16 protein-coding genes are annotated in these 15,460 nt (G+C 69.3%); 3 read left to right on the forward strand and 13 right to left on the reverse strand.

The features are described 5' to 3' along the window. Positions 1 to 57 precede the first annotated feature (57 nt). Both FBY35_RS09865 and FBY35_RS09875 read right to left on the reverse strand, forming a co-directional pair. The gene (locus tag FBY35_RS09865) at positions 58 to 276 is read right to left on the reverse strand and encodes a hypothetical protein (RefSeq protein ID WP_142213425.1); all 219 of its coding nucleotides are present in this window, start codon (positions 274 to 276) and stop codon (positions 58 to 60) included. A 391-nt stretch (positions 277 to 667) separates the two neighbouring features. Beyond that, positions 668 to 949, reverse strand: coding sequence for an acylphosphatase (locus FBY35_RS09875; protein WP_142213427.1), 282 nt, complete (start codon positions 947 to 949; stop codon positions 668 to 670). A 150-nt stretch (positions 950 to 1,099) separates the two neighbouring features. Between FBY35_RS09875 and FBY35_RS09880 the strand changes: the two genes are divergently transcribed. Next, positions 1,100 to 1,978, forward strand: a complete 879-nt coding sequence (locus tag FBY35_RS09880) for a CAP domain-containing protein (protein ID WP_142213428.1) — start codon at positions 1,100 to 1,102, stop codon at positions 1,976 to 1,978. A 133-nt stretch (positions 1,979 to 2,111) separates the two neighbouring features. Here FBY35_RS09880 and FBY35_RS09885 read toward each other — a convergent pair whose 3' ends face one another. Next, positions 2,112 to 4,229: a right-handed parallel beta-helix repeat-containing protein gene (locus FBY35_RS09885; RefSeq protein ID WP_160159250.1), complete on the reverse strand. Its 2,118-nt coding sequence runs from the start codon at positions 4,227 to 4,229 to the stop codon at positions 2,112 to 2,114. Positions 4,230 to 4,375: 146 nt separating this feature from the next. Here FBY35_RS09885 and FBY35_RS09890 point away from each other — a divergent pair, with 146 nt between their 5' ends. Further along, positions 4,376 to 4,765, forward strand: coding sequence for a helix-turn-helix domain-containing protein (locus tag FBY35_RS09890; protein ID WP_142213430.1), 390 nt, complete (start codon positions 4,376 to 4,378; stop codon positions 4,763 to 4,765). Here FBY35_RS09890 and mutM read toward each other — a convergent pair. From mutM to FBY35_RS09935, 9 genes are all read right to left on the reverse strand, one after another. Further along, complete coding sequence (gene mutM, locus FBY35_RS09895; RefSeq protein ID WP_142213431.1) at positions 4,729 to 5,598, reverse strand: bifunctional DNA-formamidopyrimidine glycosylase/DNA-(apurinic or apyrimidinic site) lyase; 870 nt, start codon at positions 5,596 to 5,598, stop codon at positions 4,729 to 4,731. The genes FBY35_RS09890 and mutM overlap by 37 nt on opposite strands. 127 nt (positions 5,599 to 5,725) lie before the next feature. Further along, positions 5,726 to 6,610 carry a ribonuclease III gene (rnc, locus tag FBY35_RS09900; protein WP_142213432.1) on the reverse strand — a complete coding sequence of 295 codons (885 nt, stop codon included), beginning with the start codon at positions 6,608 to 6,610 and terminating at the stop codon, positions 5,726 to 5,728. A gap of 19 nt (positions 6,611 to 6,629) precedes the next feature. Next, positions 6,630 to 6,803, reverse strand: a complete 174-nt coding sequence (rpmF, locus tag FBY35_RS09905) for a 50S ribosomal protein L32 (protein ID WP_026165248.1) — start codon at positions 6,801 to 6,803, stop codon at positions 6,630 to 6,632. 2 nt (positions 6,804 to 6,805) lie between these two features. Continuing rightward, positions 6,806 to 7,411 carry a DUF177 domain-containing protein gene (locus tag FBY35_RS09910; protein ID WP_399208246.1) on the reverse strand — a complete coding sequence of 202 codons (606 nt, stop codon included), beginning with the start codon at positions 7,409 to 7,411 and terminating at the stop codon, positions 6,806 to 6,808. Between the two features lie 200 nt (positions 7,412 to 7,611). Continuing rightward, positions 7,612 to 8,685 carry an ATP synthase F0 subunit B gene (locus tag FBY35_RS09915; protein WP_142213434.1) on the reverse strand — a complete coding sequence of 358 codons (1,074 nt, stop codon included), beginning with the start codon at positions 8,683 to 8,685 and terminating at the stop codon, positions 7,612 to 7,614. Positions 8,686 to 8,780: 95 nt separating this feature from the next. After that, positions 8,781 to 9,260, reverse strand: a complete 480-nt coding sequence (gene coaD / locus FBY35_RS09920; protein ID WP_222123142.1) for a pantetheine-phosphate adenylyltransferase — start codon at positions 9,258 to 9,260, stop codon at positions 8,781 to 8,783. Positions 9,261 to 9,286: 26 nt separating this feature from the next. Further along, positions 9,287 to 9,871: a 16S rRNA (guanine(966)-N(2))-methyltransferase RsmD gene (gene rsmD, locus FBY35_RS09925; RefSeq protein ID WP_142213436.1), complete on the reverse strand. Its 585-nt coding sequence runs from the start codon at positions 9,869 to 9,871 to the stop codon at positions 9,287 to 9,289. 321 nt (positions 9,872 to 10,192) lie between these two features. Beyond that, a complete protein-coding gene (gene recG, locus FBY35_RS09930) occupies positions 10,193 to 12,379 on the reverse strand; it encodes an ATP-dependent DNA helicase RecG (protein WP_142213437.1) in 2,187 nt (728 codons plus the stop codon). 107 nt (positions 12,380 to 12,486) lie between these two features. Continuing rightward, positions 12,487 to 14,088, reverse strand: coding sequence for a DAK2 domain-containing protein (locus FBY35_RS09935; protein ID WP_142213438.1), 1,602 nt, complete (start codon positions 14,086 to 14,088; stop codon positions 12,487 to 12,489). Positions 14,089 to 14,343: 255 nt separating this feature from the next. On the opposite strand from FBY35_RS09935, the gene rpmB reads away from it, so the two are divergent. Next, positions 14,344 to 14,529, forward strand: coding sequence for a 50S ribosomal protein L28 (rpmB, locus tag FBY35_RS09940; RefSeq protein ID WP_003957616.1), 186 nt, complete (start codon positions 14,344 to 14,346; stop codon positions 14,527 to 14,529). A 127-nt stretch (positions 14,530 to 14,656) separates the two neighbouring features. On the opposite strand, the gene thiD is transcribed toward rpmB, so the two are convergent. Then, positions 14,657 to 15,454: a bifunctional hydroxymethylpyrimidine kinase/phosphomethylpyrimidine kinase gene (thiD, locus tag FBY35_RS09945; RefSeq protein WP_142213439.1), complete on the reverse strand. Its 798-nt coding sequence runs from the start codon at positions 15,452 to 15,454 to the stop codon at positions 14,657 to 14,659. Between the last annotated feature and the right edge of the window lie 6 nt (positions 15,455 to 15,460).

Raw genomic sequence — 15,460 nt, forward strand, 5'->3', positions numbered from 1 at the left:
ACGCCGAGGCGTCCCTTGCATATCTTGTGCGCGATGATTCTCGAGCGGACACAGTGCTCAGGTGAGCGCCGGCTCCGCCTGGGGTACGTCGATGTCGATGCCTTCAAGCAACGACTCTCCAGGGTGCTGAGCGACGGCAGCGTTGAGCGCGTCGTTCTCGGACTGGATCCGTACAAGCTCGGATTCCAGGTCCTGGACGCGCTGCTGAAGCCGTCGCATCTCGGCGAGGAGTCGCGGGTCGTTACCGCCGACGTAACCGAGAAGCGCCTTTGCCATGATGGATGGTCCTCCACAATGAGTGACCGACCGAAGCGGTGTGGGTCGTGAGGGATTCGCACCCGCGGTGCTCGACAGTGCTTGTTAGTGATCGATATGGCTGCGGTACTTACTGCCAAACAGCTAAGGTGCGCGGGGCTTCCAGAGTCTCACCAAAAAGTTTGACGGTCAACACGATCACGCCCCGCATGAGCGGGCAAACCCGGGGGCATACGGCCGCGGAACGCGCGGCGGAGCCTCTGAAGCGGGGCCCAGGGGGCGTGGAGATCATTCTTCCTGGCGCAGCCTGACACGACAAGCCCTTCTTGGCAACCACCAGGCAATTTCTGCCAACGGCAGGTGCCCGGGGCATGCCGGCGAGGGCCGCTTCCGGGGAAAATGCGCGATGACCTCAGCGGATCGCGAAGCCGTCGTAGCCGCCGCGCGGGGTGTCCCAGATCTCGGTGACACCTTCGACCCGGCCGGGCGTGTCGTCCGACTGCAGCCACTCCAGCAGACGGTGGCAATTCTCACGTGGCCCCTCTGCCACAACCTGCACTCTGCCGTCGTCGAGATTGACGGCGAATCCCGTGATGCCGCCGATCTCCAGAGCATTCGCCCTGGTGAACCAGCGGAAGCCCACTCCCTGTACTCGGCCGCGTACCCAGGCGGTGAGCCGTGCGACATCGTTCATGCGTGCACGGTAACCGCCCAAATGCACTCAGAGCACTTCGCCCCCACGCGTCATGGCGTACAGTCCCGTCGCAATGAGCTTCACCCATTTGGGTGAGTCAGTTTGACGTTTGACCGTCGAGCTCCGTCGAGCACGAGGAAGGCACAGCAGATGGGACGCCATCGACGCTCCGCCGACGCACCCGCCCCGCACCACCACGCGGACGCAGCCGCAGGCCGGCACCGGGGTGGTACACGCCGGAAGAAGCGGTCGGGCATGCCTGTACGCACCGGGCTGCTCGGCGCCTCCGCAGCCATGGCCGTAGGCGCTGTCGCCGTCGCGTCCGGCCTGCTGCCGGGCGGCGACACGTTCAACGTCAGCGGCGGCAGTGAACCGAGCGGGAAGATTCGCGCCGAGGACTCCGCCCAGCTGCAGACCCAGGGCGACGCGAGCGCCGAGCCGACGAACGGGACCTCGCCGTCCGCGAGCCGGACCGCGCCGCGGCCGAAGGCACCGTCGAAGACTCCCTCCGCCAAGCCGGCCAAGCCCTCGGCGACTCCGTCGAAGCAGACGAAGGCCCCGGTGGTGGAGAAGAAGAAGACCGCCCCGGCCCGTACCGAGGCCCGCCCCTCCAGCCGTCCGCCCGAGCGGGCCAAGCCCGTCGTCTCGGGCGCGGCCGGCGCCGAGGCCGAGGTTCTCGCCCTGGTCAACAAGGAGCGGGCGAAGGTCGGCTGCAGCCCGGTACGTACCGATTCCGGTCTTGCGGATCTCGCCGGGGACTTCAGCGCCGACATGGCCGCGCGCGGCTTCTTCGACCACACCGACCCCGACGGGGACACTCCCTGGGACCGCGCCGACGAGGCGGGCGTCAGGGGCCTCGGCGGCGAGAACATAGCCCGTGGGCAGGCCGACGCGGCCGCGGTGATGAACTCCTGGATGAACAGCGACGGTCACCGCGCCAACATCCTCAACTGTGACTACAAGACGCTGGGCGTCGGTGTGGTCATGGGCGACGGCGGCCCCTGGTGGACCCAGGACTTCGGCTTTTGAGATAACAGCAGTTCAGGGGCTTACGAGCTCTTCCGGGCCGTCTCCGGGCCGTCTTGCGCAGGGTCGTGGTTATTGACGACTGATCCACGGCGGCCCGGGCCCGGGTCTCGCCTGTCGAGGTTTGCACGATCATTCATTCCTTGTTGCGGGCGCGGACGACGTTCTCCTGGCATTCCTTCGCGATGTCCCAAGCGCCTCTGCTGTTGGCCGTCAGGTCGTTGTCCTCGAATACGCCGCCACCCCCCTCGTGAATCCTTACTGCCGCATTTTTGTTGCGGTGAATCCGGTTGCGGCGCAGGGTGGGCTCCGCGCCCGTCTTGGTCTCAACACCCGCGTAGGCGTTGCCGGTGATGTCGTTGTCCTCCAGCGTGCCCCCGCCGCTGTCCTGGACGAACACGCCGTTCTGCTTGTTGTCGTGAATCTGGTTGCGGCGCAGGGTGGGGCTGCCACCCGTCCGGATCGTCACACCCGCGTAGGTGTTGCCGGTGATGTCGTTGGCCTCCAGCGTCCCCACGCCGCTGTCGTAGACGAAGACGCCACCACCCTTGTTGTCGCGGATCTGGTTGCCGCGCAGGGTGGGATTGCCGCCCGTCTTGATCTCAACACCCGCGTAGGCGTTGCCGGTGATGTCGTTGTCCTCCAGCGTCCCCACGCCGCTGTCCTGGACGAACACGCCGCTCTGCCTGTTGTCCCGAATCTGATTGCGGCGCAGGGTGGGGCTGCAACCCGCCTGGATCTCAACACCCGCCAAAGCGTTGCCGGTGATGTCGTTGTCCTCCAGCGTCCCCACGCCGCTGTCGTAGACGAAGACACCACCACCCTTGTTGTCGTGAATCTGGTTGCCGCGCAGGGTGGGGCTGCCTCCCGCCTTGATCGTGACACCCGCCAAAGCGCTGCCGGTGATGTCGTTGGCCTCCAGCGTCCCCACGCCGCTGTCCTGGACGAACACGCCGCTCTGCCTGTTGTCCCGAATCTGATTGCGGCGCAGGGTGGGGCTGCCACCCGTCCGGATCGTCACACCCGCCAAAGCGTTGCCGGTGATGTCGTTGTCCTCCAGCGTCCCCATGCCGCTGTCATGGACATAGACGCCGCCTCCCCCGTTGTCGCGGATCTGGTTGGCGCGCAGGGTGGGGTTGCCGCCCGTCTTGATCTCAACACCCGCGTAAGTGTTGCCGGTGATGTCGTTGTCCTCCAGCGTGCCCCCGCCGCCGTCACGGACGAAAACGCCGCTCTGCTTGTTGCCGTGGATCTGGTTGCGGCGCAGCCGCGGATCGGCGCCATTGCCGATGGCGACGCCGGCGAGCCCCTGGCTGCTGATGTCGCAGCCTTCAAGCTCCAGCCGCCCCTGGGTGATGTCCACGCCGTGCCACGCACCACCGGTCTGGCGCAAGGTGAGGTTCGCGACCCGGCCGATGCCGGCCCGAAACGCCAGGACGTACGAGTCGTGGGCGCGGATCTGGATGTCGGCGAGGGGCCCGTCGCCGAGGATTTCCAGGGGCTTGTCGACCACCAGGCCCTCCTCGTACAGGCCAGGCCGCACCAGGATCCGGTCACCCGGCTGCGCGGCCTTGATCGCCGCGCCGACCGTGGCGAAGTCACCCCGGTGATAAGGGTCCACCACATGCGTCGGCGGCTCGGACTTGGCCACGACCCTGGCAGTGTCGCCCGTCTGCTCCGTGGACCCGGCCGCTGCTCCGCCGGCTTCCGCAGTCCTGACGGGCCGCGCCCGGGTGGGCGCGGGCGGATGCCAGAAGGTATCCCGCATCCGCGACGCCAACTGCGCGATCGCCTTGCGCACCAGCGGTGAGGTGAACGGCTCGAACCGTAACTCCCGCCAGTCGGCGTGCTGCCGAGAAGCCAGCACCCGCGCCATCTCATCGGCCTCCCGCAGCTCGGGATCATCCAGCTCCCGGGCACTGATGTAGTACACGGGCAGGATCAGGCCCTGGCGGCCCAGCTCACCCTCCCGCTCCAGGAACCGTGCCACCTCCGCCCGGCAGGCGGGGCTGCGGAACAGACTCGGCGTGATGATGACCAGCAACAGGGTCACCGCGTCCAGCGCCTCATCGATGCGCTGCTGCCAGTTCTGCCCCCAGGCGACGTCATTGCGATCCTGGAAGATCGCGAACTCCTCGCCGGTCTGCGCCCGGACCTCGGTGCCCAGCCGTTCCCGGAGCTGAGTGAGCAGACCGTCATCGTGCTCGTCATTGAAACGGACATAGCTCATGAACGCCGCAGGCGTACCAGGCATGGCATCCCCTCCCCCGCCACAACGTGTGAATTGTGACACGCCGGACCCCAGGCCACCCATCGATTGTCCTCGGTTTCCAGCCCCTCCTGGAACGCTGACGAACAGCCGCTTACGAATAGTTAGCGCGCCGGAGTAGGGTGCCCCTCATGGACGACGGCGGCCACCCCTTCGACGTTTTCTCCAAGCAGTGCCCCTCACGCGGCACTCTCGAGCACGTGACGGGCCGCTGGGGCAGCCTGACGATCGGGGCCCTGCACGAGGGGACCTTCCGCTTCAACGAACTGCGCCGGCGCATCGACGGTGTGAGCGAGAAGATGCTCTCCCAGACCCTTCATGCGCTGGAGCGCGACGGCCTGGTCCACCGGGAAGCACAGACCACCAATCCCCCGCGCGTGGACTATGAACTCACCCCGCTGGGACGCGCCGTCGCCGAGCGGCTGCTCGGGCTGATCCACCTGATCGAGGGCCGGATGCCCGAGGTGCTTGCCGCCCGCGCGCGCTACGACGAGGAGCGCGAAGGCCTCGGCGCCCGCTGACAGCGCGGGCAGAAATAGCTGGAACGATTCATCCAGGGACGGCGGCGCATGGGTGTGCCGCAGCGTCGGCAGGGCTCGTCCTCGCGGCCGTACGCATCCAACGACCGGTCGAAATAGCCCGATTCGCCGTTCACGTTCACATACAGGCTGTCGAAGCTGGTGCCGCCGACGGCCAGGGCCGCGTTCATCACGTCCCGTACATGACCGAGCAGTTCAGCCGCGCGGGGGCGCGTCAGGGTCGCGGTGGGGCGCTCGTAGTGGAGCCGGGCGCGCCACAGTGCCTCGTCCGCATAGATGTTCCCGACGCCGCTGATCAGCGACTGGTCGAGCAGCGCACGCTTGACCGTCGTCCGGCGCAGCCGCAGCGCCACAGGGAAGGCCGCGTCGTCGAAGGCCGGGTCCAGCGGATCGCGGGCGATGTGGGCGATCGCGTCCGGGAGCCCTTGAGGCGTGTTGTCGTGCAAGGACAGACCCCCGAAGGTGCGCTGGTCGACAAAGCGCAGCTCGGTGCCGAGCCGGTCCTCGAAGCGGATCCGGATCCGCAGATGCTTCTCGTCGGCGGCGTCCTCGGGCTGTACGAGCAGCTGCCCGCTCATGCCGAGGTGGCCCAGGATCGATGTGTCGGTGTCTGCCAGTGGCAGCCAGAGGTACTTGCCGCGGCGGCGGGCGATCCCGACACTGTGGCCCTTGAGCCGGGCCGCGAAGTCCCCGGCGCCGGCCGGATGGCGGCGGACCGCACGCGGGTGCAGCACCTCGACCTCGGCGATCGTCCGCCCGCTGACCCAGCGCTGGAGTCCGCGACGTACGACTTCGACCTCGGGCAGCTCGGGCACAGGGCTCCTTCGGGCAACTCTCAGGGTGACGCCCGCAGCGTACCTCCGCGCCGGAGACGCAAAACCGCGAGGCCCCAGCGCTCCTGACGAGCGAGGGGCCCCGCGGTGAACTGCGGAAAGGGTGGACTCAGGCCGAGGCCCGGTCCCCGGATTCCGAGGCCGAAGGGGCGTCGGCGGCCCCTTCGTCACCAGCAGCGGTCGCTTTGGCCTCCGCCTCGGCCCGGGCCTTGGCCCCGGCCTCGGCTTCGGCCTTCGCGGCAGCCGCGCGCTCGTCCGCGGCGGCACGGATCTCCCGCCATGCGGACTCCGCCGCCTGCTGCTCCGCTTCCTTCTTGCTGCGGCCGGTGCCGGTGCCGTACGAGACACCACCGACGCGGGCGGCAGCAGTGAAGGTCTTCTCGTGGTCCGGGCCGGTCTCGGTGACGAGATACTCCGGAACTCCGAGCCCCTCGGCGGCGGTGAGCTCCTGGAGACTGGTTTTCCAGTCCAGGCCCGCGCCCAGGTTCGAGGACTTCTCGATCAGCGGGTCGAAGAGCCGGTGCACCAGCTCCGAGGCCGCTTCGAGGCCCTGGTCGAGATAGACCGCACCGATCACCGCTTCAAGGGTGTCGGCGAGGATGGACGCCTTGTCCCGGCCTCCCGTGCCTTCTTCGCCCCGGCCGAGCCGGATGAAGAGGCCGAGTTCGAGGCCGCGGCCGACCTCCGCCAGCGCACGCGAATTGACCACCGCGGCCCGCAGTTTGGCCAGCTGGCCTTCGGGCAGGTCGGGGTGGGTGCGGTACAGCGTGTCGGTGACCACCAGGCCGAGCACCGAATCCCCAAGGAATTCGAGACGCTCGTTGGTGGGCAGACCGCCGTTCTCGTACGCGTACGAACGGTGGGTCAGCGCACGCACCAGAAGGGCGGACTCGAGGTGATACCCGAGCCGCCCTTCCAGAAGCGTGTGGGACGAGGCTGCGTTGGCTGTGTTTACTGCGTCTGCCTGCTTCTTGGCATTGGACAGCTCAGACATCGGGCCTCTCACCAGCCGCTCAGACCTCGAGGACCTGGCGCTTGTTGTAGGTGCCGCAGCTCGGGCACGCGATGTGCTGCTGCTTCGGCTCCTGGCAACGCTCACACGAAACCAGAGTGGGGACCGCAGCCTTCCACTGCGACCGGCGGTGGCGCGTGTTGCTGCGCGACATCTTCCGCTTCGGAACAGCCACGGCTACTTCTCCTGCTTCTCGTCGACGCCCGCTTCGGCGCCGCCCATGTTGTCCTTCTCGCCGTCCTGAATGGTCTCGGCGAGTCCCTGCAGTGCCGCCCAACGAATGTCGACGGCGTCATGGTGGTGGTCCGGGTTCTCGTCCAGCCTGATCCCGCATTCGGGACACAGGCCGGCACACGTTTCCCGGCACACCGGCTGCATCGGCAGTGCGAGCACCACCGCATCACGCAGCACGGACTCGAGGTCGAACATGCCGTCCTCGAGAAAGAGCCTGTCCTCGTCCTCGGCGTCGTCGACCGGCTCCGCAGTGCGACTGCGGCCCCGGTCATCGGCGTCGGGGTACGAAAACATCTCCTGGAAGTCCGCCGCGACCTCTTGGCTCAGCGGCTCCAGACACCTTACGCACTCCCCTTTGGCCGATGCACGGGCGGTGCCTGTGACAAGCACACCTTCCATGACCGACTCCAGACGGAGTCCGAGTTCCACGGGCGCGCCTTCCGGCACGCCGATGACCCCTTCGATACCGAAGTCCCTGGGGGCATCGACCGAGCGGGTCAGCCGCTGGAGGGCACCAGGACGCCGCCCCAGCTCGTGTGTGTCGAACACGAGGGGGTTGCGGTGGTCGAGGCGCGTGCTCAGGACTTTTCCTGCTTTCGGGTCGTGGGGAGGGGCCGTCCCGGCTTCTGGGTGCGAAGCGGGCAGCCGTGATCGCGGAGCTACGCGCGACCGAAGAGCCAGGATACTGGACGGGCCGCCGTAGACCCAATCCGCGCCTTCGAGGTCCTGTCCGGTCGACCGGACAGGACCTAGCGCCCCTGCTCGTACCGGCGCAGCCGGTCCAGGTCGATCATGCCGGTGTCGAACAGGCTGGTCTCGTCGAGGGCGGCGCCCTGCTGCTGGACCTGCTGCTGCGGCTGGTGCTGGACCTGCTGCTGATACGCGTACGGGTCCTGCTGGGCGTACTGCTGCTGGTCGTAGCCCTGCTGCTGGTACGCGGCGTACGGATCGGACTGGTAGCCGGCGTACGCGTCCTGCGGCTGTCCCCCGTAGCCCGACGCGCCCCCGGCGTACGGATCGGGCTGGGCCGGGACCTGGGGCTGCTGCTCGGCCACGGGCTGGTACTGGTGCTGGGGCTGCGCCTGCGGCTCGGGCTCGGCCAGCTCCGCGAGCCCGGCCAGATAGTCGGCGTCGCTGGCATGCTGCCGGCCGCCCGCCGCATCCTGGGCGGCCATGTGCTCGCCCAGGGCGTCACTGGCGGTCCGGCCGTGCAGCTTCTGGCGGCCGCGGCCGACCGCGTCGAGCGTCTTGGAGAGCACGGCCTCGAAGGCACCCAGCTTGGTGTCCACGTACTCGTCGGCACGCTGGATCAGGGTCTGCGGGTCCGCGCTGTACTCGGGGGCGTCCTCGTCCGCGTAGCCCTGCTCGTCCAGGCCCGGGCCGCGGCCGAGCAGCTTCTCGCGGCCACGGTCGACGGAGCCGATGGTCTTGGTGAGGACGACCTCGAAGTTGGCGAGCTTGGAGTCGACGTAGTCGTCGGCCTCGGCACGGATCTCCTCGGCCTCCCGGCGGGCCTCCGCGAGGATGCGGTCGGCCTCCTCCTGGGACCGGCGGGCGACCTGGGTGTCCGAGATCAGTGAGCCGCGCTCGGCATGGGCGGTCTCGATGATCCGCTCGGCCTCCTGGCGGGCATGCTCGACCATCTGCTCACGGCCGCCGATCAGCTCCTGGGCCTGGGCCAGGGAACCCGGCAGGGCCTGACGGACCTCTTCGAGCATGGCGAGCAGCTCGGCGCGGTTGACCACGCAGGAGGCCGACATGGGCATGGACCGGGCGCTGCCGACCGCATCGACGATCTCGTCGAGCTTCTTCTGGACGTCCACCGTGCTTCGCCACTCTCTGCCTGATATGAGACGGACGGGACGACTGTACGGGCAGTCGGCGCCCGCCCGACACCGGGTGACGAACTGTCAGTTCGTCACTTCTCGGCCAGGCGACGGGTCAGGGCCTCGTTGACGACCGGAGGCAGCAGATGGGAGACGTCACCGCCCCAGGCGGCGACCTCCTTGACGAGGCTGGAGGACAGGAAGCTGTAGGTGGGGTTGGTCGGGACGAAGAGGGTCTCGACGCCCGAGAGGCCGTTGTTCATCTGGGCCATCTGCAGCTCGTAGTCGAAGTCGCTGACCGCGCGCAGTCCCTTGACGATGGCCGGGATGTCGCGCTGCTTGCAGAAGTCGACGAGAAGGCCGTGGTGGGACTCCACGACGACGTTCCCGTACTCGCTGGTGACCTGGCGGATCATGTCCATCCGCTCTCCGACCGTGAACAGTCCCTGCTTGGACTGGTTGATCATCACCGCGACATGTACGACGTCGTACAGCTTGGAGGCGCGGGCAATGATGTCGAGGTGCCCATTGGTGATGGGGTCGAATGACCCCGGACAGACTGCGCGGCGCAACTGAAGTCCCTCGCTCTCCGAACCGGTCATCGTGCGTCTTCGCACGTAGAGGCGGCGCGACCGTACCAAAGCGTGCCCTCGCCGTAGCGACGGGCCCGCAGTGGCTCGAAGCCCTGCGGCCAGACGAATTCGCCGCCTCTGGTGCTGCGCTCCACGGTGGCGAGCGCATCGTCCGCGAGCCAGCCCTGGCGACGGAGTGTGAGCAGAATCTCCCGAAGATCGTCATCGGTGACGGCGTACGGCGGGTCGAGGAAGACGACGTCGTACGGGAGCTCGGGCGCCGGTCCCGTCACGATCTGTTCCGCTTTGCCGGTACGGACTTCGGCACCGGGCAGTCCGAGCGCGCGGACGTTCTCCCGGACGATGCGGGCGGCGCGGTTGTCCGCCTCGACCAGGAGGGCGTGGGACGCGCCCCGGGACAGTGCCTCCAGGCCGACGGCGCCGGAGCCCGCGTACAGATCGGCGACACGGATGCCGCCGAGCGTGCCGAGGAGGGACTCCCAGCTGGAGAAGAGCCCCTCGCGAGCGCGGTCGGATGTGGGGCGGGTGCCGGTGCCGGGCGGGACGGCGATACGGCGCCCGCCGGCCGCGCCGGCGATCACGCGGGTCATCTGAGTCTGGTCCTTAAAGGCGGAGGCGGATGAGGCTTGAGGCTGCTGAGCGGAGCGCCGAGCTGCGGTGCTTGGCGGATGTGCTTAAACGATAGGCCGTCGCAGGGATTCGGTCCCCTCAGGCTGGGAGCCTCCGTATCAGTCCTCGGTCCGGTCGAGGCGGCGGGCACGGTCGTCCGCTCCCGGGCGAAGGCCGTTCCCGAGCCGGCGCGAACCGATGCGTGACGGTGAATGCCCCTCAGCGCATGACCGGCTGCACATGACCGGCTGCACATGACCGGCTGCACATCCGGTCAGCCAATGGCAGACGGCGAATCCCCGTCAGCCCTTGTCGAGGTACTGCTCCCGCTCCGTGTCGACCAACGCGTCCAGCGCCGTACGCAGCTCCGGCAGATGCTCGAGATCCGGATCCGCGGAGACGATCGCGACGGCCTCCTCCCGGGCCGCCGCGATGGTCTCCTCGTCGTCGATGACCGTGAGCATCCGCAGCGAGGAGCGCACACCGGACTGGGCCTGGCCGAGCACATCGCCCTCACGGCGCTGTTCGAGGTCGATACGGGAAAGCTCGAAGCCGTCCAGCGTGGAGGCGACCGCGCCGAGCCGGGCGCGGGCGGGTGCGGCCTCGGGCATGTCGGTGACCAGCAGACACAGCCCGGGGGCCGAGCCACGGCCGACCCGGCCGCGCAGCTGGTGCAGCTGCGACACCCCGAAACGGTCCGCGTCCATGATCACCATCGCGGTGGCGTTGGGAACATTGACGCCGACCTCGATGACGGTGGTGGCGACCAGGACATCGACATCGCCCGCGGCGAAGCGGCGCATGACGTCGTCCTTGTCGTCGGGCTGCATCCGGCCGTGCAGGACTTCCACCCGCAGGCCCTTCAGCGGGCCCGCCGCAAGCTGGCCGGCGATCTCGATCACGGCCAGCGGAGGGCGCTTCTCGGCCTCGTCCTCCACGGACTTCTTCCTCGGCTCCTCCTCTTCGTCACCGATGCGGGGGCACACCACATACGCCTGATGGCCACTCTGGACTTCTTCGCGCACCCGCTCCCAGGCCCGCGCGAGGAAGTGCGGCTTGTCCTGGGCGGGGACCACATGGCTGGCGATCGGCGAACGCCCGGCCGGCAGCTGGTCCAGGACCGAGGTCTCCAGGTCGCCGAAGACCGTCATCGCGACCGTACGCGGAATGGGGGTGGCCGTCATGACCAGCAGATGCGGCGGCTGCCTGCCCTTGGAACGCAGGGCGTCGCGCTGCTCCACGCCGAAGCGGTGCTGCTCGTCGACGACCACCAGCCCCAGATCGTGGAACTGCACCCTGTCCTCGATCAGCGCATGCGTTCCGATCACGATCCCGGCCTCGCCGGTCACCAGATCGAGCAGCGCCTGCCTGCGCGCGGCGGCGCCCATCGAGCCGGTCAGCAGCACCACCCTGGTCGCGTGCTCGGCGCCGCCGAGCATCCCTCCCTCGGCGAGCTCGCCCATCATCTCGATGATCGAGCGGTGGTGCTGCTGGGCGAGGACTTCGGTGGGCGCGAGCATGGCCGCCTGCCCGCCCGCGTCGACGACGGTGAGCATCGCCCGCAGGGCCACCATGGTCTTGCCCGATCCGACCTCTCCCTGGAGCAGGCGGTGCATGGGGTGCTCCGTCGCCAGGTCGTCGAAGATCTCCTTGGTGACCTTCTGCTGGCCCTCGGTCAGGGTGAAGGGCAGCTTGGCGTCGAAGGCGTCGAGCAGCCCGTCCGGCCGTGGTGTGCGGGCCACGGCGGGCAGTTGGGTGTCGGCGTACCGGCGGCGGGCGAGGGCGACCTGGAGGACGAAGGCCTCGTCCCACTTCAGGCGGTCGCGTGCGACGGCGATGTCCGCCTTGGTGTGCGGCCGGTGGATCTTCAACAGGGCCTCGGGGAGCGGAACGAGGTCGCGTCCTTCACGCAGTGCCTCCGGCAGGGGGTCGACGGCCTCCCGGGCTCTGGGCAGTGCGGCGTCGAGGGCCTTGGCGATCTTCCAGGACTCCAGCTTCGTGGTGGCCGGATAGATCGGGATGAGTGCTCCGGCCCAGGAGTCGACGGCCTCGTCGCTGTCTCCGTGGAGCAGTTCGTACGCGGGGTGGGCGAGCTGCAGCTTGCGGTTGAAGACCGACACCTTGCCGGCGAACATCGCGCGGGTGCCCGGCAGAAGGTCCTTGTGGGGCTTGTGAACGCCCTTGCCGAAGAAGACCAGTTGCAGTTGACCGCTGCCGTCCGTGATGACGACCTCCAGGCGCTGGCCCCGGCCCTTGGAGCCGCTGAAGGTGAGCACGCGGGCGCTCGCCACCTGGGCGACCACGGTGACGTGCTCGTCCAGCGGCAGGTCGGACAGGTGCGTGAGCTCGCCCCGCTCCGCGTACCTGCGCGGGTAGTGGTGGAGCAGATCGCCGAGGGTGTGCAGGTCCAGATGCTCGGCCATCACCTTGGCGGTGGCGGCTCCGAGCGTCTTCTTCAGAGGTTCGTCGAGCGCGGACACGCGATCCATTGCACACCACAGCACTGACAGACGTCGTGCACCTGTGGATAGCCGCTGGTCACAGCGGTGCCGCGAGCGCGGCACAGGTCCCCGCGCCGGCCGGGCGGCACCGCCTCCTACTCCACCCCGATCAGCAGCGGGGACGCCCCCCGGCCGCCCAGGTAGACCACCGTGTCCACCGCCAAGTGGCCTTCCCGCACATGCCGTTCCAGGCGCTCGGCCACCGCGTCCCCGTCCGGTACGTCGTCGCCCAGGATCAGCGTCACCAGTTCGCCGCCCGCCGCCAGCATCCTGTCCAGGACCGCTTCCGCCGTGCCCGGCAGGTCCGCGCCGATCACCGCCACGTCGCCGTCGATCAGGCCCAGGACGTCACCGGCCTGGCACACGCCCGCCGTCGTCCACGACTGCCGTTCCGCCACGGCCAGTTCGGCATGGCGGGTCGCCCCCGCCGCCGCCGTCATCGCGACGACGTCCTCGTCGAAACGGCGGTCAGGCTCGTGGACGGCGAGCGCCGCGATGCCCTGAACCGCGGCGCGGGTGGGGACGAGGGCGACCCGTACGCCCTCCGTACGGGCCTGTTCTGCGGCCGCCGCCGCGGTGTGCCGCAGCTCCGGCGAGTTCGGCAGCAGGACGACCTCGCGGGCATGCGCGCGCCGGATCGCGTCGACCAGTTCGCCGCTGGCCGGCGGCTCCCCGGGGCGCGCAAGCACAGTCGTCGCGCCCGCCTCGGCGCACAGGTCCGCCAGGCCCTCCCCGGGGACAACCACGACGACCGCCCGCTGCACCTGCTCGCGCGACATCTCCGCGGCGGAGTCGAAGTGGGTGATCCGGATCCGGTACGGCCGCCCGGCCTCGACGCCCGCCTCCACCGCGGCGCCCGCGTCATCGACGTGCACATGCACGTTCCACAGCCCGTCGCCGCCGACGACGACCAGCGAGTCGCCGAGCCCGTCCAGCCGGGTGCGCAGCCGGGCCACGGCCGCGTCCTCGGCCTCCAGGAGGTAGATCACCTCGAACGCCGGCCCTCCGTCCGCACACGGTTCGCCGCCTCCCTCCGCGACGGCCACCATCGCAGCGGGGTGTACATGCGTGGGCCCCGGCGCGGCCGGGACCTCCCCCGTCACCGCCTCCACGAGCGCGCCCAGCACCGCCAGCAGCCCGCGCCCGCCCGCGTCCACGACCCCCGCGCGGTCCAGCACGGCAAGCTGCCCCGGCGTCGCGTCCAGCGCGGCTCGCGCTCCCTCGTAGGCGGCGCGCACGGGATCGTCCGGTGAGGACTCCGCGGCGCGGGCCGCAGCAGCCGCAACCGTCAGGATCGTGCCCTCGACGGGATGCGCGACCGCCTCGCGCGCCAGAGCAGCCGCCCGGCGCATCGCGTCGGCGATGTGGTCTCCGGCCCCGAGCCGTTCCGCCATGCCCCGCAGCAACTGCGCCAGGATCGTCCCGGAGTTCCCCCGGGCGCCTATCAGCGCGCCATGGGCCATCGCCCGGACCACATCGGCGGGCCGGGGGGCCGAGCCTTCGGTCTCGTGCGCGGAGAAGACCGCCTCCACGGCCCGGGCCGCGGACTCGACAGTCAGATACAGATTCGTGCCGGTGTCCCCGTCCGCGACCGGGTAGACGTTGATCGCGTCGATCTCCTCGCGCTCCCGGCCCAGCGCTTCCAGTGCCAGTGAGCACCAGGTGCGTACCGCTGTGGCGTCGAGGGTCTGCGGCACCTGGTGATCCTCCTTGAGCGGCCGGAAGGGCCCTGAGCAGCGGGTTGCACCGCAGGGTAGACCCCAGGTGGGAGCGGGGTCCGGGCCGGGGGCGGGAGAAGCCATGGTAGTTTCGTATCTCGGACGCAGTCGTTGTATGCTGCTCCGGTTGCCCGATGAGAGTCGGGCCATTCCCCCGGCAAAGCCACCAATCAGATCACTGATCCGGCGCGCCGGAATTCACTGTAAGTGCATCTGAAGTCTTTGGAGTGACCCGTGGCTGCCAACTGCGACGTCTGCGGCAAGGGGCCGGGCTTCGGCAACAACATTTCGCACTCGCACCGCCGTACGTCCCGTCGCTGGAACCCGAACATCCAGCGTGTGCGTGCCGTGGTCGGTCGGACGCCGAAGCGGCTCAACGTCTGCACCTCGTGCATCAAGGCCGGCAAGGTCTCGCGCTAACCGCGACGTTTCGTCGTAGCGCAGCCCCTCCGGTTGCCTTGAAAGCCGGTCCACCTCGGTGGGCCGGCTTTTTGCCGTGCCCGGGGTGCGGTCACCGGACGGCAATCACCGGACGGCAGGCCGGCGGTCAGCGCAGACGCCAGCCGTGATCCACCGGGCCGATCCCTCCCCCCAGTGCGAACCCCGCGGTGATCGCCCCCGTGACGTACTCCTTGGCGACCCGTACGGCTTCCGGCACCTCCATCCCCTTCGCCAGCCCCGAAGCGAGGGCGGAGGCCAGCGTGCAGCCCGTCCCGTGCGTGTGCCGGTTGTCGTGCCGGGGCGCACGCAGCCAGTGTTCCTGCTCGCCGTCCGTCAGCAGGTCCACCGCGTCGCCCGCGAGATGCCCGCCCTTGATCAGCGCCCACCGCGGCCCGAGGCCCAGGACCGCGTCCGCGGCCCGGCGCAGATCCGCCTCGGCCCGCACCCGTACGCCCGTCAGCTGCTCGACCTCGTCCAGATTCGGGGTGGCCACGGTCGCGAGGGGCAGCAGCCTGCCGCGTACGGAGTCGAGCGCGGAGGCGGCCAGCAGCGGATCCCCGTGCTTGGAGACGCCCACCGGGTCCACGACGACCGGCGCCTCCGTTCCGGCCAGTAGCTCGGCGACCGTCTCGACCAGAGGCGCGGAGGCCAGCATGCCGGTCTTCACGGCCTGTACACCGATGTCGTCGACGACGCTGCGGTACTGGGCCCGTACCGCGTCGACGGGCAGTTCCCACGTGTCCTGCACACCCAGCGAGTTCTGCGCGGTGACCACGGTGAGCACGCTCATGCCGTGCACACCGAGCGCCAGCATCGTCTTCAGATCGGCCTGAATGCCCGCACCGCCGCCGGAGTCGGACCCGGCGACGGTGAGCACGCGAGGAGGCAGGGCAGGTACGTCCATACCGCC

The sequence above is a fragment of the Streptomyces sp. SLBN-118 genome (assembly GCF_006715635.1).
Lineage (GTDB): Bacteria > Actinomycetota > Actinomycetes > Streptomycetales > Streptomycetaceae > Streptomyces.

Bases quoted from the DNA above. Each gene is read 5' to 3' on its own strand.
- FBY35_RS09865 (WP_142213425.1), bottom strand. From the start codon at position 276: ATGGCAAAGGCGCTTCTCGGTTACGTCGGCGGTAACGACCCGCGACTC.
- FBY35_RS09875 (WP_142213427.1), bottom strand. From the start codon at position 949: ATGAACGATGTCGCACGGCTCACCGCCTGGGTACGCGGCCGAGTACAG.
- FBY35_RS09880 (WP_142213428.1), top strand. From the start codon at position 1,100: ATGGGACGCCATCGACGCTCCGCCGACGCACCCGCCCCGCACCACCAC.
- FBY35_RS09885 (WP_160159250.1), bottom strand. From the start codon at position 4,229: ATGCCTGGTACGCCTGCGGCGTTCATGAGCTATGTCCGTTTCAATGAC.
- FBY35_RS09890 (WP_142213430.1), top strand. From the start codon at position 4,376: ATGGACGACGGCGGCCACCCCTTCGACGTTTTCTCCAAGCAGTGCCCC.
- rnc (WP_142213432.1), bottom strand. From the start codon at position 6,610: ATGTCTGAGCTGTCCAATGCCAAGAAGCAGGCAGACGCAGTAAACACA.
- rsmD (WP_142213436.1), bottom strand. From the start codon at position 9,871: ATGACCCGCGTGATCGCCGGCGCGGCCGGCGGGCGCCGTATCGCCGTC.
- recG (WP_142213437.1), bottom strand. From the start codon at position 12,379: ATGGATCGCGTGTCCGCGCTCGACGAACCTCTGAAGAAGACGCTCGGA.
- thiD (WP_142213439.1), bottom strand. From the start codon at position 15,454: ATGGACGTACCTGCCCTGCCTCCTCGCGTGCTCACCGTCGCCGGGTCC.